The organism is Mycobacterium pseudokansasii, from assembly GCF_900566075.1.
In the GTDB taxonomy this organism is placed as follows: Bacteria; Actinomycetota; Actinomycetes; order Mycobacteriales; family Mycobacteriaceae; genus Mycobacterium; species Mycobacterium pseudokansasii.
Window position 1 is genome coordinate 3368958 of sequence record NZ_UPHU01000001.1, and the last position, 22399, is coordinate 3391356.

A 22399-nucleotide genomic window follows, 5' to 3' on the forward strand; every position below is an offset into this window, starting at 1 on the left:
GACACCCCGCGAACCGGCGGTTCGCGGGGTGTCGCTTGGTCACGTCGGCGGATTAGACGAGATCGAACCGGTCGTTGTTCATCACCTTGACCCAGGCCGCGACGAAGTCCTCGACGAACTTGCCCGCGTTGTCGTCCTGGGCGTAAACCTCGGCCAGTGCGCGCAGCACCGAATTCGACCCGAACACGAGGTCATTGGCGGTCGCGGTCCACTTCAGAGCGCCCGTGGCCCGGTCATGACCCTCGTAGACGTTCTCCGCGGCCTCCGACGCCTTCCACTCCGTACCCATGTCGAGCAGGTTGACGAAGAAGTCGTTGGTCAACGCGCCCGGCCGGTCGGTGAATACACCGTGCGTGCTGCCACCGTGGTTGGCGCCGAGGGCACGCAACCCACCGACCAGCACCGTCATCTCCGGAGCGGTCACCCCCAGCAGGTATGCCCGCTCGACCAGCAGGTGCTCGAGCGGAGCTTTCTCACCGGGACGCACGTAGTTGCGGAACCCGTCGGCCCGTGGTTCCAGCACCGCGAACGACTCCACGTCGGTGTTCTCCTGCGAGGCGTCGGTACGCCCGGGAGCGAAATGCACCGAGATCTCATAGCCGGCGTCCTTGGCCGCCTTCTCCACCGCCGCGGACCCGGCCAGCACGATCAGGTCGGCCAGCGAGATCTTCTTGCCGCCGGATGCTGATCCGTTGAACTCCTGCTGGATGCGCTCCAGCACGGGCAGCACCTTCTGCAATTCCGCGGGCTCGTTGGCCTCCCAACTCTTCTGCGGCTCGAGGCGCAACCGGCCCCCGTTGGCGCCGCCCCGCTTGTCGGTACGGCGGAAGCCACCCGCGGCCGACCATGCCGTCTTGACCAGCTGCGGAACCGACAAGCCGGACTCGAGCACCTTGCTCTTCAGCGCCGCAACGTCCTGGTCGTCGACCAGCTCGTGGTCGACGGCCGGAACCGGGTCCTGCCACAGCTGCGGCTCGGCCACCCACGGACCCAGGTAGCGGCTGATCGGCCCCATGTCGCGGTGCAGCAGCTTGTACCACGCCTTGGCGAATGCCTCTTGCAGCTCCTCGGGGTGATCCAGCCAACGCCGGGTGATGTCGCGGTAGATCGGCGACTCGCGCAACGAGATGTCGGTGACCAGCATGGTCGGGGCGCGGCCCGGTCCGCCGAACGGGTCCGGGATCACGCCGGCGCCGGCGCCGTCTTTGGCGGTGAACTGCCAGGCTCCGGCGGGGCTCTTGGTCAGCTCCCACTCGTAGCCGTACAGGGTCGCCAGGAAGCTGTTGTCCCACTTGGTCGGGGTGGGTGTCCAGACGACCTCCAGGCCGCTGGTCATGGCGTCCTTGCCCTTGCCGCTGCCGTAGGAGCTCTTCCAGCCCAGCCCCTGTTGCTCGATCGGGGCGGCCTCCGGCTCGGGACCGACCAGCTCGGGATCGCCGCGCCCGTGGGTCTTGCCGAAGCTGTGCCCACCCACGATCAGGGCAGCCGTCTCCTCGTCGTTCATGGCCATCCGGCCGAACGTCTCGCGGATGTCGATCGCCGCGGCGATCGGATCCGGCTTGCCCTCGGGCCCTTCGGGGTTGACGTAGATCAGGCCCATCGTGGTGGCGCCGTAGGGCTGGGCAAGGTTACGTTCGCCCGAGTAGCGCTTGTCGGTGCCCAACCATTCGTCCTCCTCGCCCCAGAGGATTTCTTCGGGCTCCCAGACGTCTTCGCGGCCGAAGCCGAAGCCGAAGGTCTTGAATCCCATCGATTCCAGGGCGACGTTGCCGGCGAAGATGATCAGGTCCGCCCAGGAGATCTTGTTCCCGTGCTTTTTCTTGACCGGCCACAGCAGCCGGCGGGCCTTGTCCAGGCTCGCGTTGTCCGGCCAGCTGTTGAGCGGGGCGAACCGCTGCAGGCCCTGGCCACCGCCCCCGCGGCCGTCGTGAATGCGGTAGGTGCCCGCGGCGTGCCAGCTCATCCGGATGAACAGGCCGCCGTAGTGGCCGTAGTCGGCGGGCCACCAGTCCTGCGAGGTGGTCATCACCTCGACAAGGTCTGCCTTGAGCGCGTCGACGTCGAGTTTGGCGAACTCGCTGGCGTAGTCGAAGTCCGCGCCCAGCGGGCTGGCCGCCGGGGGGTTCGGATGCAGCATCGACACGTCGATCTGGTCGGGCCACCAGTCCCGGTTCGTCAGCGGTGCATGGGTCTTGGGCTTGGGCGACGGGATCGCCGGGTTTTCGCTCTCACTGGTGCTCGCCGTGTTCGTATCCGGGTGCGGCGGGCGGCTTTCGGATGTATCGGATGACACAGCATTCCTTCCGGGTGTGGGTGAAACGGGCTGCGATCACGGCTGTGATCGAGGTACTGCGGTCGAGCAGTCGGGGCACAGACCCCAGTAGATGACTTCGGCCTCGTCGAGAACGAAGCCATCAAGAACGTTGCCGTCGTCCGCGGGGGTCAGGCACGGGGCATCCCCGACCGCACAGTCGATATCGGCGATGACTCCACACGAGCGGCAGACGACGTGGTGGTGGTTGTCGCCCACCCGGGACTCGTAGCGGGCGACCGAACCCGACGGCTGGATCCGACGGATCAGACCTACCGAGGTGAGCGCATTGAGCACGTCGTACACCGCCTGGCGGGATACCTCGGGCAGGCCGGTCCGAACCGCCGAGAAGATGGTCTCGGTGTCGGCGTGTGGGTTGGCGTCTACGGCTTCGAGTACGGCAAGCCGGGGCCGGGTGACACGCAGGTCGGCCATTCGCAGCTTTTGTGTGTAGTGCGCCGTTGACGCCACTTCGCCACTATGACCCCTTTTCTTGAACCAGTCAAGACTTCTAGGGGCGGGATTTGGCGGACCCGTCGGGGACCATCTTCGTCGGCTGCGACAGGTCGGACCATCGGGCGTCGTTCGCCTCGACTCATCGGCTCATGAGTTCAATAGCATTGCGGCGCAAGCAGTTGAGCCGCGATCGCGAATCGCCGCTCAACTGGAGACCAGGCCCTCCAAGCTCTCCAGTGACGCGGCCAGGTAGTCCTCCGCGAAGGGAGGCATCCCGCCGACCTGGTCGCGGAAACTCTGTGGGGTGGCACTCCAGTCGTAGGTCAGGGTCACGTCGGTGTGCTCGCCGTTGGGCACGAGGTCGTAGCGCCACCACCAACCGCCGGCAACGTGGTTTCCGGCGGAGTCGAGCTGGCCCGGCATCCAGCCGATGGCCCGGTCCCGGTCGAAGACATTGACCAGGTTGTAGGTGACGTAATCGCCCCCGGCTTGAGTCAGGTACATATTCATCGCGAACACTTGACCGCTGCCGGTGATCGGTGCGGTGTCTATCGCGTCGCGGACCCAGTCGCCGGGCTGGGTGCCCCGATGGCGTGCCGGCTCGGCCAGCACGGCGAAAATCTCGGCCGGCGTCGCGGCGATGGTACGGCTGACGGCAAATCGCTCGGCGTTGTCGCTCATGCGTTGTCCTCGGTCCACAGGCTCACGCGATTACTCGCCACGAAAGTCCAGCCAACCACACCGGGAGTCCACCTGTGTTTGCGCCCCGGCCCCGGTCGGGTGCACCCGACGGGCCGGGGTACGAACGGGCGGATGGCCCGCCGGCTGGTTTGATGGATCACACGGGGAGAGGCTGCAGACCGGTGCACGCCACCCCGCGGGGGCCTCAGGGGGGCCAGAAAGGCACACGATCATGGCTCAGAAGCTGAGACCGCATTTCGACAAGGTACAGGCGCACTACGACTTGTCCGACGAGTTCTTCCGGCTGTTCCTGGACCCGACCCAGACCTACAGCTGCGCCTACTTCGAGCGCGACGACATGACCCTGGAACAGGCCCAGATCGCCAAGATCGACCTGGCGCTGGGCAAGCTGGGCCTGCAACCCGGGATGACGCTGCTCGACGTCGGCTGCGGCTGGGGCGCCACCATGCGCCGGGCCATCGAAAAGTACGACGTCAACGTCATCGGCCTGACCCTGTCGAAGAACCAGGCCGCCCACGTCCAGAAGAGCTTCGACGAACTCGACACCCCGCGCACTAGGACGGTGCTACTGAAGGGCTGGGAACAGTTCGACGAGCCCGTCGACCGGATCGTGTCCATCGGCGCCTTCGAGCACTTCGGCCACGACCGCTACGACGACTTCTTCGCCATGGCACACCGGGTTCTGCCCGCCGACGGCGTGATGCTGCTGCACACCATCACCGGCTTGACCCGAGAGCAGCTCAGCGAGCAGGGTCTGCCCATCTCGATCGACATCATCCGCTTCGTCAAGTTCATTGTCACCGAGATCTTCCCGGGCGGCCGGTTGCCCTCGATCGACATGGTGGCGGAGCGCTCGGCAAAGTCGGGCTTCACCCTGACCCGACGCCAGTCACTGCAACAGCACTACGCGCGGACCCTGGACCTGTGGGCCGCGGCGCTACAGGCGCACCAGGACGAGGCCATCGCGATCCAGTCCGAAGAGGTCTACGAGCGCTACATGACGTACCTGACCGGCTGCGCCAAGGCGTTTCGCACCGGCTACATCGACGTCAACCAGTTCACCTTGCAGAAATAGCATTTCGCGCCGACTCTGGCGACACGTGGCCAAAGCGGGCGGGGAGCACGCGGCACCATTTCGGATGCAACGACACGGCTAAGAGCGGAAAACGAAGCATAACGATTCGGCGCCCACCCTGGAATGGTCCGCAAGCGGATGCGAGTGTGTTGCGGTGAGTGTTGACGTCGGCGAGTTGGTGCATCGCTCGGCAGCGCACTGGGCGGACCGACCGCCCCGGCGCTGCGGGCGTGGCCACTGGCTGTTGCCCGGGCACATGATCGTGGCCACCATCCGATGTTCCTGCGGCCGGCACATCTGTTGGCAATGCGAGTGCGGTGCGGCTACCTATGGGCCGGCTTTGATCGAATCCTGCAGCCTTGCCGCCGGCGGGTCCGGCCACACTTAGCCGGCCGTTTGTCTACACGTCATTGACGCCGTTCCGGCGCGCGGCCCAGGACGACAGCCCGGGCGCACCACCGATAGGGCGCCGGCGGGGTAGGTCAGATGTAGGTGTCGTGGCGGGCCGTGCGCCGTTGCTCGGGCCGGCTAGAGCGGTGATGCACAGACCCCATCGTCCGACGCCGAACGCTGGTGGGCCCCTTGGCCTGACTCCGAGTGAACCCTTCTCATCAACCCGCGCAGACACTACCTGCCGGCCACCGGCAATTTCGTACTGGGCGACGGCCACGCCGATCGCCTGAGGCCAGCAAGGTGACACGAAGTGCCCCGGGCCGATTCATGACGCGATATCGGGCCGCTGTGCCGAAAACGCATATCCCCAGCCAGGACCTGGATACGCTTAGTGCACACACGGGTGGGCGATTGACGCGGAGGGAGCGGCGTGTCACTTCTGGTGGTGGCTCCCGAGATCGTGGCGTCGGCGGCAGCGGATCTGGAGAGCCTCAACTCGGCGCTGAATGCGGCGAACGCGGCGGCTGCCGGACCGACAACTGTGCTTGCGGCCGCCGGCATTGACGAGGTGTCGGCGGCGGTGGCCACCCTGTTCGCCGGGTTCGGTCAGGAATACCAGGCGCTCAGCACCCAGGCCAACACCTTTTACCAGCAGTTCGTGGCGGCGCTGAACTCGTCGGCCGGGTCGTATCAGGCCGGAGAAGCCCAGGCCGTGTCGCTGCTGCAGACGGCACAACTCGATCTGCTGGGCGCGGTGAATGCACCCACCCTGGCGCTGTTGGGTCGCCCGCTGATCGGGGATGGCGCAACCGGGACGGGGTCGAGTCCGAACGGCGCGGCCGGCGGGCTGTTGCTCGGCAACGGCGGCAACGGTTATTCGCAAACCGCGTCGGGAGTACCCGGCGGCGCCGGTGGCCCGGCCGGGCTGATCGGCAATGGCGGTGCCGGGGGTACCGGCGGAACCGGCGCACCCGGTGGGGCCGGCGGTAACGGTGGCTGGCTGTGGGGCTACGGCGGGCCCGGCGGAGCCGGCGGCGGGTCGCTTGGCATTGGCGGGACCGGTGGCGTCGGCGGGCCTGCGGGCCTGTTCGGTTGGGGCGGCGGCGGTGGCGCCGGCGGTCTCGGCAACGGCGGAATGCTCGGCACCGGCGGCGCCGGTGGGCGCGGCGGCTTGTTGTGGGGCAACGCCGGGATCAGCGGGCCGGGCCTGGACGGCCGAACCGTGCCGCTGACCATGCACGCGGTCACCGAGCCGGTGGTATTCATGTCCGTCAACGGCGGACCGAACGTGCCCATACTGGTTGACACCGGATCCGCCGGCCTTGTCGTCACGCCCAACGAAGTAGGGGGAATATTCGGCCTGTTCCGCATGGGCTTGCCGACCAGTTTCGGACTCAGCGGTTACAGCGGCGGGCTGACCTACCTCTATGCCACCTACCATGCGCCGGTCGATTTCGGGAACGGCATCGCCACCCCGCCGACCAACGTCAACGTCGTCCTGCTGTCATTCCCCCAAACATTCTCCGGGTATTTCGCGCCCGCAGGTGTCAACGGCGTGTTGGGCATCGGACCCAATGCGACCGGCCCCGGTCCCAGCATTCCGAACCAGGCGCTGCCGGGCGACCTCAATCAGGGTGTGCTCATCAACATCCCCGAGGGCACCATGCGGTTCGGCCCCGATCCGCTGGGCGCAGGAGTCTCGGTGACCGGGTCACCGATCGCCACGCTGGGTCTCAAGATCAACGCCGGGTCCCTGCAACACGTTCCGATGATCGTCGATTCCGGCGGGGTGCTGGGCACCATGCCGGCGTCCGTACTCGGCACCGGCCAGGTGTCCGGGGACGTGCCGAACGGAACTCGCATTGAGGTCTACACCAACGACGGTTCGACGCGTCTGTACGAGTACATCGTGAACGGGAACGGCCCCCGGGTCATTTCCAGTGGCCTGATGAACACCGGGTATGTGCCCTTCGACAAGAAACCGGTGTACATCTCGTACAGCCCGTCCGGCGTGGGGACGACGGTCTTTCACTAAGCCGGCGTGAAACGCGGCACCGACCGGGCGTGCAAGGGCGTGCTGCTACGCGCGTTCGGTGCCCTGGCCCAGCTTGCTGGCGGCGAATGTGGCGGCCTGCGTTGTCATCCCGGACTGGATGTAGGAAACGTGCGCCATGATGTTTCCGCCGCCGGTGCATATCGGATCGTCGGCGGCGCACATACTGATGACCTTGGAGCCGTACAGCGGGTTGATGGTCGGCAACGGCTGGCCGCCCCACAACATGCTCGAAAACCCGCTGGACGGCTCGCCGAAGAGGGCCACCGCGACCACATGATCGGCCACCGAGGGCGGCATCGCCGAGGATGCCAAATCGATTACGCCCGCGCCCTGAGAATAGCCGCCAAGCACGATCTTCGAATTCGGGCAACTCGCGACGGTGTCCTGGATGTGAGCACTCGCATCGTCGGAACCGATTGACGCGCTCGCGTGATAGTCGTCGCTGGCGGGGTAATTCACCGCGTAGACCCCGACGGAACGCCCACCCGCCTGCGAGCCGAGTGAGTCGACGAATGCCTGGCCGACGTCCCCGAGACCAGGCGCCTGATGGGTGCCCCGAGCGAACACCACCGCGACGTCGGAGCATGGGTCGGCCTGAGCGGCGGGGCTGACGACGGCTGCACTCACCATCGCCCACGCCGTCACAACCACGACACCAACGATGCGAGCAAGGCTGCGTGCAGTCATCCGCACATGCTGACATATCGCTGACGAGCAAGGTGCCGGCGGGGTGGGGCCGACAGCCATACCGTCTATACCGCCGGCGCCCCCAAGACGGTCGGCAAGCCGGGACAACCTTCAGTTTTGAACGAGCTGAAGCGAAGAATGCTCGGTTCGGACCGAATGTCCAGTCGGCAAGCAGGGGGCCTTGGACGCGCTGCGGTCGATCCGGGTGGCAGCCGCGCCGATGTCCGGGCCTGCCGTTCCAGCGATTTGGGGTGCACTGGCGTTTTCCCATTCGTCGAGGCGGGCCAGGAAGAACGCTTCGGCCTCGTCGAAGCTGATGTTCTCGTCGGGGGCGATGCGGGCAACGACATCGGCGTAGACCCGGGCGGCGTGCGGGTCGACGAAGTCCCATTGGCCCAGCGGCCATTCCGCACTCAGATAGCCTGCCGCCGAATACGCCTGGTACAACGGCGTTCCCGGATACGGCGTGATCCGGCCCATGAACTTGAAAGGCTGGGTATATTTGGTTGCCCGCAGCAGGCGGGCGGTTTCACGTAGCTCCTCGGGACGCACCGTGGGGTGAAACATGATGGTCCCGGGGATCACGTCAATTCCCAACTGCTGCAACGCGTTGATGGTGTCGGCGGCGTCTTGGCCACGGTTGAGGATCTGCTTGCGGTAAGCGCGCAGCTGATCGTAGGAACCGGTCTCCAACCCGACAAACACCCGCCGCAAACCCGCCCGGTACAACTGCTTGAACACCTTGAGGTCGACCACCGAATCCAACCGGATATCGATCATGAAGTTGACATCGATACCCCGGCCAATCATCGCCGAGGCAAACTCGACCGCACGCTGCTGCGAACCAGGATGCTTGGACACAAACAAATCATCGGTAATCGACAAAAACTTGACATCGAAATCCGAGACCAAATAACCGATCTCGTCAACAACCGCATCCACCGACTTAACCCGATAACTGGTGCGGCCCAACATCGCCGACACCGCCCCCGTCCCGCAAAACGTGCACCGATACGGACAACCCCGGGTGGTAAACACCGACGCAGCAAAACCATCGCCGAGCACCGTCGGCAACTCCTCACGAGCCGGCCACGGCAATTCGTCCAGATCAACCAACCCCGACGGCGAGCACACGATCCGGCCCTGCTCGTCACGGCGCGCCAGCCCCGCAATACCCTCTACCCCAGCACCATTGACCACCGCCAAGGCCAACTCGGTAAACGCCACCTCCCCATCACCGACCACCACAAAATCAAAGCAGTCATACTCACCCAGAATGCGCTCATAGTTCAGCGTGGCAATCACATTGCCCAACGCGATCTGCACACCCTCCCAGCACTGACGCGCCCGCCGAGCCAACCACAACACCTCGGCAAAAGTGTCGATACACGAAAACCCCACCAACCGCGGCACACCCGAGACCGCCACCGCGGCCTGCATCGCCTGCCACGTCTGCTCCACACCCTCATGCCCGGCCACCAAACCATTGACCGTCACGACCTCAAGCCCACGCCTCTTGGCGTACGCCTTGATCGACATCATCCCCAAATGCTCCATCGGCATCGACGAATACACCCACGGATCGCCGAGTTTCTGCTCGCCGACATAGGATCGCCCGTTGCCACGAACCCCGGCAGGATTGACCAACAAAACCGTCACGCCACCACCCGACCCACACCATCAACCAGCAGCGAGCACCCGCTGACGTCCGATCGCCACGATGCGGGCCTCCCAGGCAAACCGGGCAGCCGGACCCTCACTGGCGGTGATGTCTCAAAACCGTTCTCAGCCAACAACATCGTCACTTCTTGGCAACGCGCTATCTCAGCCATGCCAGGCGGTAGGGATATATTCTCATCTTTCCGTTACTCCCCAAGGCGGTCTGTCCGCCGATCGACCGACACGTTGGATGAATACCATGTCCGCCAATCGGGGGACACCTGTTCGGTGCACAAATCTGCCGGCAGCCGAAATATCACCGCGCGCCGGCGGGAAGGCAACTGCCGGCCACCGGAATTGTCGCCGTGCGTCACCGGCCCAACATGGCGCATCGCAGCACAACTGCAGGCCGGTGCCGATACGCGCGGCGCCGGCTAATCCGGCGGCTCGTCCTCCGAGCCATCGGCAGCAGCACGTTCCCGGTCGCTGGGTTTGCCCGGAACACCTTCTGCTTCGCGTTCGTCCGCGACCTTCTCATCGAGCCGGTCGACGAGGTTCTCCAGCTTCTGAGAGTGGTCCAGGTGCTCGCTATCGAATTCAGTCATGAGCGCTTCCGTTGAGGTCAGATCTTCCTGTTGGCCCGCCGTCGGTGCGAGGTCCTGGGCACCCCATACCCTGCCGTGCGCGGTTGGTAACGCCGCGAAGCATACGGTTGATATTCCGTCACATCCCGGCGGTACCGGACGGCCGGTTGGCCACCTGAAGTGTGTCGCCGCGGCAGCCGGATGGCGCCTATCCTGGCCGGAGTGTCCGAGCCGTCCATCGAAACGTCTAGGGCGGAGTTACGCAGCCGACTCGACGGTCTGACCATCCGCGACGCGGCGCGCCTCGGCCGGCGCCTGAAGAATCTCCGCGGTGCCAGGTCCGACAAGCTGCAACAGCTCAGCGACCAGATCGCGGCGGCCGAAGCTCTGGTGGCCGCGCGGCACGCCGCTGTCCCCACGATCACCTATCCTGAGCTGCCGATCAGCGAGCGACGGGAGGAGATCGCCGACGCGGTGCGCACGCATCAGGTGGTCGTCGTTGCCGGCGAAACCGGTTCGGGAAAGACCACCCAGCTGCCCAAGATCTGCCTCGAGCTCGGCCGCGGCGTCCGTGGAATCATCGGACACACCCAGCCGCGACGCTTGGCCGCGCGCACCGTCGCGCAACGCATCGCCGACGAGTTGCACACCCCGCTCGGTGATGTGGTCGGCTACACCGTCCGGTTCACCGATCAGGTCAGCGACCGCACGCTGGTCAAGCTGATGACCGACGGCATCCTGCTCGCCGAGATCCAGCGTGACCGCCGCCTGCTGCGCTACGACGCCCTGATCCTCGACGAGGCCCACGAGCGCAGCCTCAACATCGACTTCCTGCTCGGCTACCTGCGTGAGCTGCTGCCGCGGCGCCCCGACCTCAAGGTGATCATCACGTCGGCGACGATCGAGCCGCACCGGTTCGCGGCGCATTTCGCCGGAGCCGACGGCGGGCCCAGCGTCCCGATCGTCGAGGTGTCCGGGCGCAGCTACCCGGTGGAAATCCGCTACCGGCCATTGGAAGTCGCCGTCTCGCTGGGCCCCGAGGATGACCCCGACGACCCCGACCACGAAATCGTGCGCACCGAAACCCGCGACGAAATCGAGGCAATCGTCGACGCGATCGACGAACTCGAGGCCGAACCGCCCGGCGATGTCCTGGTGTTCCTCTCCGGTGAGCGCGAAATACGTGACACCGCAGAGGCTTTGACTGGTTTGAGAAATGCCGAGGTGCTGCCGCTGTATGCTCGGCTGCCCACCGCCGAACAACAGAAGGTGTTCGCGCCCCATACCGGACGCCGCGTGGTGCTGGCGACCAACGTGGCCGAGACGTCACTGACGGTGCCGGGTATTCGCTACGTCGTCGACCCCGGCAACGCCCGCATTTCGCGTTACAGCCGCCGGCTGAAGGTGCAGCGGTTGCCGATCGAACCGATCTCACAGGCGTCTGCCGCGCAACGAGCCGGGCGGTGCGGTCGACTCGCCCCCGGCGTGTGCATCCGCCTGTACTCCGAGGAGGACTTCGCGGCTCGCCCGCGCTACACCGATCCCGAGATACTGCGGACCAACCTCGCCGCGGTGCTACTGCAGATGGCGGCGCTGCAGCTCGGTGCGCCACCCGGTTATGTCGAGATGTTCCCGTTCCTCGACCCGCCCGACCGGCGCAGCATCCGCGACGGTGTGCAACTGCTGCAGGAGCTCGGCGCGTTCGACCGCGACGGCGCGATCACCGACCTGGGCCGCCGCCTGGCGCGGCTGCCGGTGGACCCGAGGCTGGGGCGGATGATTCTGCAGGCCCAGACCGAGGGATGCGTGCGTGAGGTGCTGGTGCTGGCCGCGGCCTTGACGATTCCCGATCCGCGGGAGCGCCCGGCCGACCGCGAGGAGGCTGCCCGCCAGCGGCATGCCCGGTTCACCGACGAGCACTCCGACTTCATGTCCTACCTCAACCTCTGGCGCTATCTGCGTGAGCAGCGGAGGGAATTGTCGGGCAACGCGTTTCGGCGGATGTGCCGTGATGAATTCCTGCACTACCTGCGCATCCGCGAGTGGCAGGACCTCGTCGGGCAGCTCCGCAGCATTGCGCGCGACCTCGGCGTGACTGAGTCCGGGGTCGAGACCGACGAGTCCGACCCGGCCCGCATCCACGCGGCGCTGCTGGCCGGGTTGCTCTCGCATGTGGGGATGCGCCGCGAGGAGGCCCGCGAGTATCTGGGTGCGCGCAACTCGCGGTTCGTTCTGGCGCCCGGCTCGGCGCTCGCCAAGCGGCCGCCGCGCTGGGTCGTGGTGGCGGAGCTGGTGGAGACAAGCCGGCTGTACGGGCGGACCGCCGCGCGTATCCAGCCGGACGTGGTGGAGCGGGTCGCCGGCGACCTGGTACAGCGCACCTACAGCGAACCGCACTGGGACGGCAAGCGCGGCGAGGTGCTGGCATACGAGCGGGTGACGCTCTACGGCCTGCCGCTGGTGGCCCGCCGCCGCGTCGGATATGCCCGCGTTGAGCCACAGGTGGCGCGGGAATTGTTCATCCGGCATGCGCTGGTGCAGGGCGACTGGCAGCCGCGCCATCAGTTCTTCCGCGACAATGCGCGGTTGCGGGCCGAGCTCGAGGACCTCGAGGAGCGGGCCCGTCGCCGCGACCTGCTGGTCGGTGACGACGATGTCTACGCGCTCTACGACGCCCGCATCCCCGCCGGCGTCGTCTCGGCACGCCACTTCGACGCGTGGTGGAAGACGCAGCGGCGCAAGACACCGGACCTGCTGACGTTCCGTCGCGACGACCTGCTGCGCGCCGAGGATACCGCCGGTGCCGATCGGCCGGACGTATGGCAGACGGGCGATGTCGCGCTGCCGCTGACATACCGGTTCGAGCCCGGTGCCGACGACGACGGTGTCACGGTGCACGTCCCGATCGACGTGCTGACGCGGTTGGGTGGCGACGAGTTCGCTTGGCAGGTGCCGGCATTGCGGGAGGAGCTGGTTACCGCGCTCATCCGTTCGCTGCCGAAAGACTTGCGCCGCAATTTCGTTCCCGCTCCCGATGCTGCCCGGGCCGTGCTGGCCGGGATCGATCCGGGACAGGAGTCGCTGCTGATGGCGTTGCAGCGTGAATTACGCTGTCGCGCCGGTGTTTTGGTGCCGATCGACGCATTCGACCTGGAGACGCTGCCGCCCCATCTGCGAGTGACGTTCGCCGTCGAGTCCCGGGACGGCACCGAGGTCGCCCGCGGCAAGGATCTGCGTTCGCTGCAGGAGCGGCTGGCCACGCCTGCCCGGGAGGCCGTCGCGCATGCGGTCGCGGGGGAGATGGAACGAACCGGGTTGCGCACCTGGCCCGACGATCTGCCCGCGCTGCCGCGGGTCGTCGAGCGTGCGGTCGACGGGCGCACCGTGCGAGGGTTTCCGGCGTTTGTCGACGCGGGCGGCGCCGTTGACCTGCGCGTGTTCGCCACGCCGGCCGAGCAGGAATATGCGATGGGTCCGGGCACCCGGCGGTTGCTACGACTGAGCGTGACCGCACCTCTCAAAGCCATTGAACGGCAACTGGATCCGCGGACGCGTCTGATGCTCGGCGCGAACCCGGACGGGTCCCTGTCCGCGCTGCTCGACGACTGCGCCGACGCGGCGACGGACGCGCTGGTGGCGGCGCCGGTGTGGACGCGCGAGGAGTTCACCACGCTGCGCGATCGGGTGGCGGCGAAGCTCGTACCGACGACCATCGAGATCGTGAGCAGTGTCGAGAAGGCGTTGTCCGCGGCGCGGGAAGTGCGGCTTTTGTTGGCGGCCACGCCGACTCCCGCACAGGCCGAGGCGACGGCCGACGTACGCGCCCAGCTGGACCGACTGTTGCCACCCGGGTTCGTCACCACCACCGGACGCGCGCATCTCACCGACTTGACCCGCTACCTGACCGCAATCCGCCGGCGCCTCGAGCGGCTGCCGTACGCGGTCGAGGCCGACCGGCAGCGGATGCAGCGGGTGCACGCCGTGCAAGACAGCTACCACCAACTGCTGCAGCAGCTGCCGCCGGCATCCGCCGCGGCCGCCGACGTCCATGACATCACGCGTCAGATCGAGGAGCTGCGAGTCAGCCTGTGGGCCCAGCAGCTCGGCACGCCGCGGGCCGTCAGCGAGCAGCGGATCTACCGCGCGATCGAGGCGGTGCGCGGCGGTTGCTGACCTTGGAGGAACGTGCCGATCATTCCCACTCTCACCATAGAGGGCACCCGGGGGCTTGCGGCAAGACCCGGGTCATGCCGCAAAATCACTGGCCGGAGGCCAAGACTCCGCAATTGGGGGAACGAAATTGCGGCAGGAGTTGGGGGCAACAGGAACGGATTACGGGATCCGCAGGGCCGCATGGATTTCCAGGTTCACCGATATGGCGCGGCAGGCCGCGGCCTACCGCAGCGGCCGGGTCCTGCTGGCCGGTGATGCCGCGCATGTGCATCACCCGGTTGGCGGGCAGGGCCTCAACACCGGTGTGCAGGACGCGGTCAACCTGGGATGGAAGCTGGGTCAGGTAATAAACCAGATATCACCCGAAACTCTCCTGGACAGCTACCATGCCGAGCGGCACCCGGTCGCTGCTCGTGTGCTGCGCAACAGCATGGCGCAAATTGCGCTGCTGCGCCGTCCAGATGACCGCACCAAGGCCTTGCGCGACACCGTTTCCGAGCTCGTCGGCATGGACGAGCCACGCAAGCGATTCGCCGCGATGATGTCGGGCCTGGGCATCCACACGCGTTCGGGGACGGACATCCGCTGCTCGGGCGCCGCATGCCCGATCTCGACGTAGTCACCACGGACGGCCCGACGCGGGTAGTCACCCTGTTGCATCGTGCCCGACCGGTGCTGCTCAACTTGTCCGAGCCCGCCGGCTTCGACATCGCTGCGTGGGCCGATCGGGTCATGCTGATCGACGCGAAATACGTTGGCGAATTAGAGCTTCCGGTGCTCGGTGCGGTCACAGCGCCGAGTGCGATATTGCTTCGGCCCGACGGTCACGTTGCCTGGGTGGCGGTTCGATCCGATTTCGGGCTGCGTGCGGCCCTTACCGCCTGGTTCGGGCCACCTCGTGCCGCGACTGCCTCGACCTTTAGCGGCCAGTGACAAGATCGAGGCCAACCATCCTCAGGATTGCGCGGCGCCGTTTCGTTCGATCCACTGCATGAGCGCATCCTCCAGCGCGGCCGCGACGGTCACACCGGCGCTGCTGGCGGCCTGCTCGAACCGGTCGACCAGATCCGCCGGTGCCGAGGCGTTTACCTTGGCCCGCGTCGGCTTTGGCTTGGCCGGCTGGACAGCGACCGTCGGCGCATGTCGCGCCACAGTTGCGTCCATGGTTTCACGCAGTGCGGGAATCACGTCCAGCAATCTCGCGAGATCATCACGCTCGATACGCAGCACCTCGGCCGGACCGGCTGTTGTTACTGTCGCAGACCGCAGTTTCCCACGGCGGAGCACAGATTCGCCGATCACCTCACCCGGCCCCAACACGGCAACGGGATCCCGGCCCACGTATACCCGCGCCTCCCCGCTGAGCAGGATGTAGCAGGCATCCGCCGGAGTCTGCTCATGAATCATCGGCCACGGCTTGGACGTCGAGGTGTGATGGGCTACTCGGGCGAGCAGCTCCAGCTCGGCATCGGAGAAGTTGTCGAATGCGGTGAACTCGCGTAGCCGATGGGCGTAATCCCCATAACGGGCGTCTTCCCCAGATCCCGCATCCGACTTCATAGTGCACTCCTGACATGCGATGTGACCCGGCATCGGGGAGCCTACGCCCTGTCGTTGTTGCAGTATCGCGAGCACGACCGATCGTTTCAAAACCGCAGCATCGCGGCAGCGCGGCTCGTGATCCAGGTCGTCAGAGCGGCGCCGTTGTGACCCCAGATCAGCGCGAAGCCGAGCCGAGTCAGGTCCGACTTGCCACGAGCAGGAGTAGCCAACAGAATGCGTAATCAATTGGCTGGCAAGCCAAACGGGATCTTATGGCGCCCACGTGGACGTGGGGCGTTGACCCGTTGAGCGCCGACGGGCTTCTTAGCAGGCACACGCGTTCGACGCGGCGGACATGTTTTTCGCCTTGCTTGAGCGTCGGATCGAGGATCGGGCATCGCAGAATCTGCGGGCCGCTCCAGATTTGGCGGGCGCGGACGGTCTGCGGGCGCTGATGCGGGTGGCCCGAGAGGATGCTGCTGCCGAGCCGGGGTGGCCGCACCTCTTGGCTGAGTTCCGCGCGATCGCGATGCGGGATGCCGAACTCAACCGGCGCCATGCCGAGGCTCATGCACGCACCGTCGCCGGTATCGCATCAGTGCTGGAAAGTCTTTACCAGCCAATCGGTCTCGAGCCTCCAGTGCCGGTGCGGTCGATGGCTGAGCTTATGCAGGCCGGCGCCGTCGGTATCGCGCTCGAGAGGCCCGCCAACCCAGATGCACTGCCCGATAGCGACGTGGAGCAGCTCGTGTTGCGAGCGCTCGGGCTGTTGGACATGGCTGTGACCTCCGCCGAGAAAGGACGTCGCGGATGACCGCCGGCCCGGGCTGGGAGCGTTTTCGTGAGGACGTTTTGACCGCGATGCGAGACGGTGCAGTTGAGCAGCTTGCCCGCCTGACCTGGAGCGCCGAGCGGATCCAGCGAGAACAGCGTGAGCGTCTGCAGACACTGTTAATGCAGGCGGCCGAGTGCTCGCCGTTTCATCGCCGCTGCCTGGCGGGGATCGATCTCGCCGGCATCGACCCTGCTGACCTGTCAGCGTTGCCGGTGATGACCAAGACACAGATGATGGACTCGCTCGACGACGTCTTCACCGACCGCCGCCTGCGGCGCACCCATGTCGAGTCGGCACTGGCGACCACCGCTGCCCCGGTGCCGCTCCTGGACGACTACATCGCGCTGGCTTCCGGTGGCTGTTCCGGCCAGCGAGGGGTGTTTGTCCTGGACCGAACCGCGGTGACTTCCTTTGCGGCCGCGGTGGCCCGCCAGCCGATCGGAACCCCGCTGGCGTCGGACACGCTCGATGAGCGACCTCGGATCGCTTTCGTCGCCGCGGCATCGCCGGTGCATGCCACGGGCATGGTGAGCGCGCTGACCTGTGGTGCGGATTCGCCCGTTCGATCCCCACCTGGTACCAGCGACTTTGCCACTGGGCGAGATTGTCGGCCGGCTCAACGTGTTGCAGCCGCCGATGCTCAGTGGATATGCCTCGATGCTGGTACGGCTGGCCGCAGAAGCCCGCGCCGGGCGCTTACAGATCACCCCGGCACAGGTGAGTTCCACGAGCGAAACGCTGCTGCCCGAGATGCGCTCGGCCGTCCGTGCAGCATTCGGCGTGCCGGTTGTTGACGGCTTTGGATCCACGGAAGGACTCGTGGGCCGAACCGGACCCGACGATGACGTCCTGGTGTTCAGCACCGATATGTGCATCGTCGAGTTGGTCGACGCCCACAACCAGCCAGTGGCACGGGGTGCGGCATCAGCGAAAGTGCTTGTCACCAATCTGTACAACCTGACCCAGCCGTTGATCCGCTATGAGCTCACCGACGCCTTCGTCCAACAGCCCGATGCCGCCGAACACGGCTATCTACAGGCGCGCGTGCACGGGCGCAGCGACGACGTGCTGCACTACGACACGGTCGATGTCCATCCCATCGTGATCCGTTCAGTGCTAGTCAGGACGCCCGAGGTCGTCGACTATCAGGTGCGCCAAACCCGATGCGGCATCAACGTATTCGCTGTCACAGCCGACGAGTGCCGCCTCAGTGGTCTCGCTGATCGCCTGCGCCAGGCACTTTTCGACGGCGGTCTGCGTGAAGCCGATGTGACCGTGCACCGCGTCGACCGGCTCGACCGTCACCCGGTCAGCGGAAAATTGCGGAGCTTCGTTCCCCTCACCGCCGCATAGCCGCTCGATGAGAGCCCACGACGAGTTTGCGTCGAGGGTGCCTTTTCGCCAATGGCACACAGCGCCCCCACCCGGTCGCAGCGATGTTCCACGTTACCAAGCGGACCGCGCTATCCCAGGCCACAATCCAATAGGCCCGGCTGTCATCGAATCCCAGGGTGATTCAACGCCTGGCGCGTCGTGGCACCTCGCATACCGTCCGTCAGCGGTCTAGAGTTCCGGTCGATGCGTCGTACGTGGACCTGGACATTCGACCTGCCGCCGGATCAGTTGTGGCCGGTGCTGGCCGACACCGACAGGTTCAACGAGGCGCTCGGGCTGCCGCCCTACACGCTCGAAGAGACCCCGCAAGCCAACGGCACGGTCCGGCGCCGCGGGCGAGGCAGGGTGGCGGGCTTCTCGCTGGAGTGGGAGGAAAAGCCGTACGAATGGATCTCGGGTCGGCACTTTCGCCAATCGCGGGTGTTTACCAAGGGGCCATTCCGTCGCTTCGGCCCGGTCTTCGATCTCGAGTCCGACGGTAACGGGGGCTCGCGCGTCACCTACTCACTCGAATGGGAGCCACTGGGATTGGTCGGCCGCCTGTTCGGCGCGCGGCTTGCCACCCAGGCGGGCGAAGCGGTGGGAAAACGCGTCGTGGAGGCGGTCGGGTTTGCGCACGGCAATCATCCGCCCGACCGCATCACACCGTTCGTGGTGCCGGAGCCCACGCTGCCTCCCGGTGCCCGGGAGCGGGCCACGGCCATGGCGCAAGACCTGGATCGCGGCCCCTACGGTAACGGGCTGGGCGCGCGGCTCGCCGAACTGGTGCTGCACGGGATGACCACCGACCTCACCCGTCTTCGGCCCAAGGTACTGGCGAGCACCCTCGGCGTGCCGGCCCGCGCCGCGACCGAGACCTGTCTGGCGGCCGTGAAAGCGGGACTGCTCAGCATGAAATGGGAGTTGCTCTGCCCCAACTGCCGCGGAGCCAAGGTCAGCGTTGCCACCCTGTCGGAGCTGCCGCACGGCGCGCACTGTTCGTCGTGCAACATCGACTACGACCGCGACTTCGAGCGCAACGTCGAGCTGACGTTCGCACCGGCACCCACGGTGCGCCCCTTGCCCGTCGGCCGTTTCTGCCTGTCCGGGCCGATGGAGACCCAACATGTCGTCGTGCAGGTTCTGCTGGCTGCGGGGGAGCGGCGCGATGTGGCCGTCGACCTGGCCGCGGGCTCGTATCGGTTACGTACGTTGCATCCGGGCGATTTCGTCGACATCGAGTACCGGTCCGGCGCGTTTCCCGGCCTGCGTATCACCGCCTCGGGCGTGGAAGTGCTGGACGTCGCGGATGGGGATAACGCGCCGGGACGCGTGACCTTTGTCAACGATGCCGGCTTTGAGCTGGCCGCGTTGATCGAGGACCGAACCTGGGCTCTTGAGACGCTAACAGCGCCAGAAGTGATCTCGCTGCAGGCTTTTCGCGATCTGTTCGCCGAGGCGACACTGCGCCCGGGCGACGATGCGGGGATCAGCCAGGTCGCGTTGCTCTTCACCGACCTGCGGGGCTCGACGGCCCTGTACGAACGGGTCGGCGATGCCACCGCCTACAACCTGGTGCGCGAGCACTTCACGCTGCTGGCCGCGATCGTGCGCGAGCATGACGGTGCGGTGGTCAAGACGATCGGTGACGCGGTCATGGCCTCATTCACCGATCCGGCGCAAGCGGTCCGCGCGGCGCTGGCCATGCAAGCGGGGATAGCCGCGTCGGCGACCGTAAGCCGCGACCTTGTGCTGAAGGTGGGCGTGCATGCCGGTCCCAGCGTTGTCGTGACGTTGAACGGCCGCCTGGACTACTTCGGCTCCACGGTGAACATGGCCGCACGCCTGCAGGGCCAGAGTGCCGGTGGCGACATCGTGTTGTCACACGCCGTCGCCGACGATCCGGCGGTACGGGAAATTGTGGCCGACGTGCCCCAGCGGCACGAGACGGTCATGCTCAAGGGCTTCGCCACCCCCGTCGGCTTTGTGCGCCTATTGACCTCGCAAGAATCGAATCAGCCTGTCTGACAGAACTTTCCGGCCCGACCAGCCAGGATTGTCCCGGGATACCGCACTCGGGCCCCGAACGCGCTCAGGTCAGTGGCCGGGTGGCCTTCATGAGGGGTCCGAAGCCGACGGCTTCCATGCGGTCCATCATCTTCGTGGGTGACGGGCGTTGCTGCAGCAATGCGTCGACCGCCTCGTCGGGGGTGTCGACGATGCGCACCAGTTGGTCAAAGTCCTCAGGTGTCAGCTTCTTGCCGCCGACGAACAGGGCCCGCAAAACCGGCAACACGGGGAGCTTCTCGGTCCAGAACTCCCGGCCGAGGAAGATCATCGGGGAGAACGCCACCGCATTTCTCGGGTAATAGTTCTGGGCGGCGTTCTGAAACACTTCCTGGATGGTGCCCGCCGCGCCGCGGGTGTAGATGATCCCGTTGGCCGCCAGGGAAAGCAGGATGTCTTCGCGGATGCTGTTCTGGAAATACTTGGCGACGTCCGTAGCCAGCGGTGACATTGGTTCGTTGCCGTAGTACCAGGTGGGAACCGCGATGCTGCGCCCCCCGGTGTCGGCGAATGTTTGGGCTATCTCGTAGGCGGGCGCGGCCCAATCGTGTAGCTGGCGCACGATCCCGGTATCGATCTCGCCGGTACAGGAGACCACCGCCGCACTCTCGGGCAACGTCGGCTGGTTCTGTAAGTGTTTCAGTGCCTCGGTCACGTCTTGGTCCGACGTGTTGGCGAGCATTGCGCCCAAGTGGGTGGCTTCCATGGCGCCGGGCCCGCCGCCGCTGGCGACCAGGCAGCCGCACTGGGTCAGTGTCCGCGCGAGGCGTGCCACATTTGCATAGTTCGGGGTCGTGCGAGTCTCGTCGTGGCCACCCATGATGGCCACCGTGGGTGACTTGACGCTGTGGAAAAACACTGTGAGGGCACGCATGATCGAGTGGTCGTGCAGCGCCTGCATCATCCCTGCGTAGGGATCGGTGGGGCATGCGCCGCCGTTGGCAGTGAAGTACCGGTACGAGCGGAAATCCAATGTCTCGGCGAAGCTGAGTGGGCGGTGCGGTTCGAAGCCGCTCATCAGCTCCAGTGACGTGTACAACGAGTTGCGGAGCGGCTGAAACGGAACTTCCAGGTTCGGCATCTGAGCTCAGCACTTTCATGTCTGGTCATCGGTCGGCTGAACATGTGCGGTCTCCGGTAGACCGCGTCGCTACACAAGAGCAACCGCACCGTTCATGAAATCTCTTGAAGAACAAACTAAAACGAATGCAGCCGGTTTGCCGGTAAACAGCAATCTTCGCGCCGATCAATATCGACCTCCGCTGGAATATACCGACCTCGCCCATCCGCGAGGAACAGGTTCGGCCCAGCTGATCTTGCCGCGTCGGACACACAAATCAGCAAGCGGTACAGAACATTTCGTGAAAGCCCTCAGGTGGCTCTGAACGCGCGCCGAACACTGGCTTGGTAGTGGTGGCTACGGCGTCAGACCACCCGCAGGATCGGCGAGGCGGAAAAGTCGGGTGGTTGCGGACCGAGTGCGGCGGTGACCGACCGGGGCACCGAGATATCGGCGAGGTAGAGAGCACCGACCTGCGGTGCATTGCGCATACCGATCTTGGGCAACGCCAACGTCAGTGTTGCCTCGGCGCTGATGACATCTCCGGGCGCCTCTCCCGATGTGACGTCAAGTCCGCTAGGCGTGTCCAACGCGACCACCGAACTGGCGGACGTCATCGCGGCGATCAGTTCGGCGGCGCGCCCCCGTGGTGCGCCGCGCAGGGAATAGCCGATCAGCGCGTCCACGGTGAGGTCGGCATCGACGACGGTGTCGCTGGTCGCCACCTTCATCCGTCGCAGAATGTCGAACTGGTGTGCCGGCACCGGGTTCAGCTGGTCTGCTGGACCGCCCAGCGTCACCACGACATCGACGCCTGCATTGGCGAGATGCCGCGCCGCTACCAGACCGCCGCCCCCATTGCCGCCGGAACCCGCGACCACAGCAACCCGGTCGGGCGCGGCCAGGGCGAGCACCAAACGGGCCAGCCGGTGACCGGCGTTCTCCATCATCTGAATCAGGTCGATACGCAAGTCCTGCATCATCACGCGGTCCACCTCGACCATCTGCTCCCTGGTCAGCCAACCGATGTCGTCGGCAATCACGGCGGGAAACACGTCGCTGGACGGTCCACTCACGTCGAGCCCGGCCAGTAGGTGGCCCGCGTATCGCGCCGGCCAGCCTTCAGCGCCGCCGTAACGCCGCTCGGCGGATTGGAGAAGCCCGACAAGCTGGCTCCGGGACGGCAACCGCCCGGCGCGGTCCCACAGCCGCGCCTGCAGGTAACCGCTGTACCACAAGGCCCACTCGGGGTCGGCACCGTCGGTGTCGGCGTAAGCCTGATGGTGTCGTTCGCCGGTCTCCACCAGCAGGTCTGCCAGTTCTGCCACGGTGATCGAGATCATGTCGTTACGCCCATCATGTTGTTGTTCGGCGTTGGGGCACCGAGGCATTGGTCGCTTGGGGGCCTGACCGCCCTCGGCGGGT

Annotated in this window: 17 protein-coding genes and 1 pseudogene; 9 read left to right on the forward strand and 9 right to left on the reverse strand. The window is 66.1% G+C overall.

Annotated features, from left to right (window positions below; all coding sequences use genetic code 11):
* Positions 1 to 52 precede the first annotated feature (52 nt).
* The 3 genes from katG to EET10_RS15360 form a co-directional block, all read right to left on the reverse strand.
* On the reverse strand, positions 53 to 2293 hold the full coding sequence (gene katG / locus EET10_RS15350) for a catalase/peroxidase HPI (RefSeq protein ID WP_122502276.1): 2241 nt from the start codon (positions 2291 to 2293) through the stop codon (positions 53 to 55).
* A gap of 36 nt (positions 2294 to 2329) precedes the next feature.
* Entirely contained in the window at positions 2330 to 2782 is a 453-nt protein-coding gene (locus tag EET10_RS15355; RefSeq protein ID WP_036405375.1) for a Fur family transcriptional regulator, read from the reverse strand.
* A gap of 189 nt (positions 2783 to 2971) precedes the next feature.
* A complete protein-coding gene (locus EET10_RS15360; RefSeq protein WP_036405377.1) occupies positions 2972 to 3448 on the reverse strand; it encodes an SRPBCC family protein in 477 nt (158 codons plus the stop codon).
* 232 nt (positions 3449 to 3680) lie between these two features.
* On the opposite strand from EET10_RS15360, the gene mmaA2 reads away from it, so the two are divergent.
* Positions 3681 to 4544, forward strand: a complete 864-nt coding sequence (gene mmaA2 / locus EET10_RS15365; RefSeq protein ID WP_036405379.1) for a cyclopropane mycolic acid synthase MmaA2 — start codon at positions 3681 to 3683, stop codon at positions 4542 to 4544.
* A gap of 823 nt (positions 4545 to 5367) precedes the next feature.
* A complete protein-coding gene (locus tag EET10_RS15370) occupies positions 5368 to 6972 on the forward strand; it encodes a PecA family PE domain-processing aspartic protease (RefSeq protein ID WP_122502277.1) in 1605 nt (534 codons plus the stop codon).
* A gap of 45 nt (positions 6973 to 7017) precedes the next feature.
* Here the strand turns inward: EET10_RS15370 and EET10_RS15375 are convergent, their stop codons facing one another.
* The 3 genes from EET10_RS15375 to EET10_RS29650 all read right to left on the reverse strand — a co-directional run bounded on the left by EET10_RS15375 (position 7018) and on the right by EET10_RS29650 (position 9944).
* On the reverse strand, positions 7018 to 7680 hold the full coding sequence (locus tag EET10_RS15375; protein ID WP_051490647.1) for a cutinase family protein: 663 nt from the start codon (positions 7678 to 7680) through the stop codon (positions 7018 to 7020).
* Positions 7681 to 7791: 111 nt separating this feature from the next.
* Positions 7792 to 9339 carry a B12-binding domain-containing radical SAM protein gene (locus tag EET10_RS15380; protein ID WP_218028470.1) on the reverse strand — a complete coding sequence of 516 codons (1548 nt, stop codon included), beginning with the start codon at positions 9337 to 9339 and terminating at the stop codon, positions 7792 to 7794.
* Between the two features lie 434 nt (positions 9340 to 9773).
* The gene (locus tag EET10_RS29650; protein ID WP_167480181.1) at positions 9774 to 9944 is read right to left on the reverse strand and encodes a hypothetical protein; all 171 of its coding nucleotides are present in this window, start codon (positions 9942 to 9944) and stop codon (positions 9774 to 9776) included.
* 180 nt (positions 9945 to 10124) lie between these two features.
* Between EET10_RS29650 and hrpA the strand changes: the two genes are divergently transcribed.
* Entirely contained in the window at positions 10125 to 14096 is a 3972-nt protein-coding gene (gene hrpA / locus EET10_RS15390) for an ATP-dependent RNA helicase HrpA (protein WP_122502278.1), read from the forward strand.
* A gap of 139 nt (positions 14097 to 14235) precedes the next feature.
* Positions 14236 to 15029: pseudogene (locus EET10_RS15395) on the forward strand (FAD-dependent monooxygenase); the annotation flags it as partial.
* Positions 15030 to 15050: 21 nt separating this feature from the next.
* Here the strand turns inward: EET10_RS15395 and EET10_RS15400 are convergent.
* Positions 15051 to 15656, reverse strand: a complete 606-nt coding sequence (locus tag EET10_RS15400) for a Crp/Fnr family transcriptional regulator (protein WP_036405385.1) — start codon at positions 15654 to 15656, stop codon at positions 15051 to 15053.
* A 337-nt stretch (positions 15657 to 15993) separates the two neighbouring features.
* On the opposite strand from EET10_RS15400, the gene EET10_RS15405 reads away from it, so the two are divergent.
* From EET10_RS15405 to EET10_RS15420, 4 genes are all read left to right on the forward strand, one after another.
* Positions 15994 to 16452 (forward strand): TetR family transcriptional regulator C-terminal domain-containing protein, encoded by a 459-nt coding sequence (locus EET10_RS15405; RefSeq protein ID WP_063466517.1) that lies wholly within the window; start codon positions 15994 to 15996, stop codon positions 16450 to 16452.
* Positions 16449 to 17267, forward strand: a complete 819-nt coding sequence (locus EET10_RS15410) for a hypothetical protein (RefSeq protein WP_122502279.1) — start codon at positions 16449 to 16451, stop codon at positions 17265 to 17267. Before EET10_RS15405 ends, EET10_RS15410 begins: the two co-directional genes overlap by 4 nt.
* A gap of 25 nt (positions 17268 to 17292) precedes the next feature.
* The gene (locus EET10_RS15415) at positions 17293 to 17826 is read left to right on the forward strand and encodes a phenylacetate--CoA ligase family protein (RefSeq protein WP_063466515.1); all 534 of its coding nucleotides are present in this window, start codon (positions 17293 to 17295) and stop codon (positions 17824 to 17826) included.
* A gap of 225 nt (positions 17827 to 18051) precedes the next feature.
* Complete coding sequence (locus EET10_RS15420; RefSeq protein ID WP_063466514.1) at positions 18052 to 19875, forward strand: adenylate/guanylate cyclase domain-containing protein; 1824 nt, start codon at positions 18052 to 18054, stop codon at positions 19873 to 19875.
* A 64-nt stretch (positions 19876 to 19939) separates the two neighbouring features.
* Here the strand turns inward: EET10_RS15420 and EET10_RS15425 are convergent, their stop codons facing one another.
* Positions 19940 to 20995, reverse strand: a complete 1056-nt coding sequence (locus tag EET10_RS15425; protein WP_036405395.1) for an LOG family protein — start codon at positions 20993 to 20995, stop codon at positions 19940 to 19942.
* A 94-nt stretch (positions 20996 to 21089) separates the two neighbouring features.
* Here EET10_RS15425 and EET10_RS30240 point away from each other — a divergent pair, with 94 nt between their 5' ends.
* On the forward strand, positions 21090 to 21299 hold the full coding sequence (locus tag EET10_RS30240) for a hypothetical protein (protein WP_136624737.1): 210 nt from the start codon (positions 21090 to 21092) through the stop codon (positions 21297 to 21299).
* 40 nt (positions 21300 to 21339) lie between these two features.
* Here the strand turns inward: EET10_RS30240 and EET10_RS15430 are convergent, their stop codons facing one another.
* Positions 21340 to 22317, reverse strand: coding sequence for an NAD(P)H-hydrate epimerase (locus EET10_RS15430; RefSeq protein ID WP_167480182.1), 978 nt, complete (start codon positions 22315 to 22317; stop codon positions 21340 to 21342).
* Between the last annotated feature and the right edge of the window lie 82 nt (positions 22318 to 22399).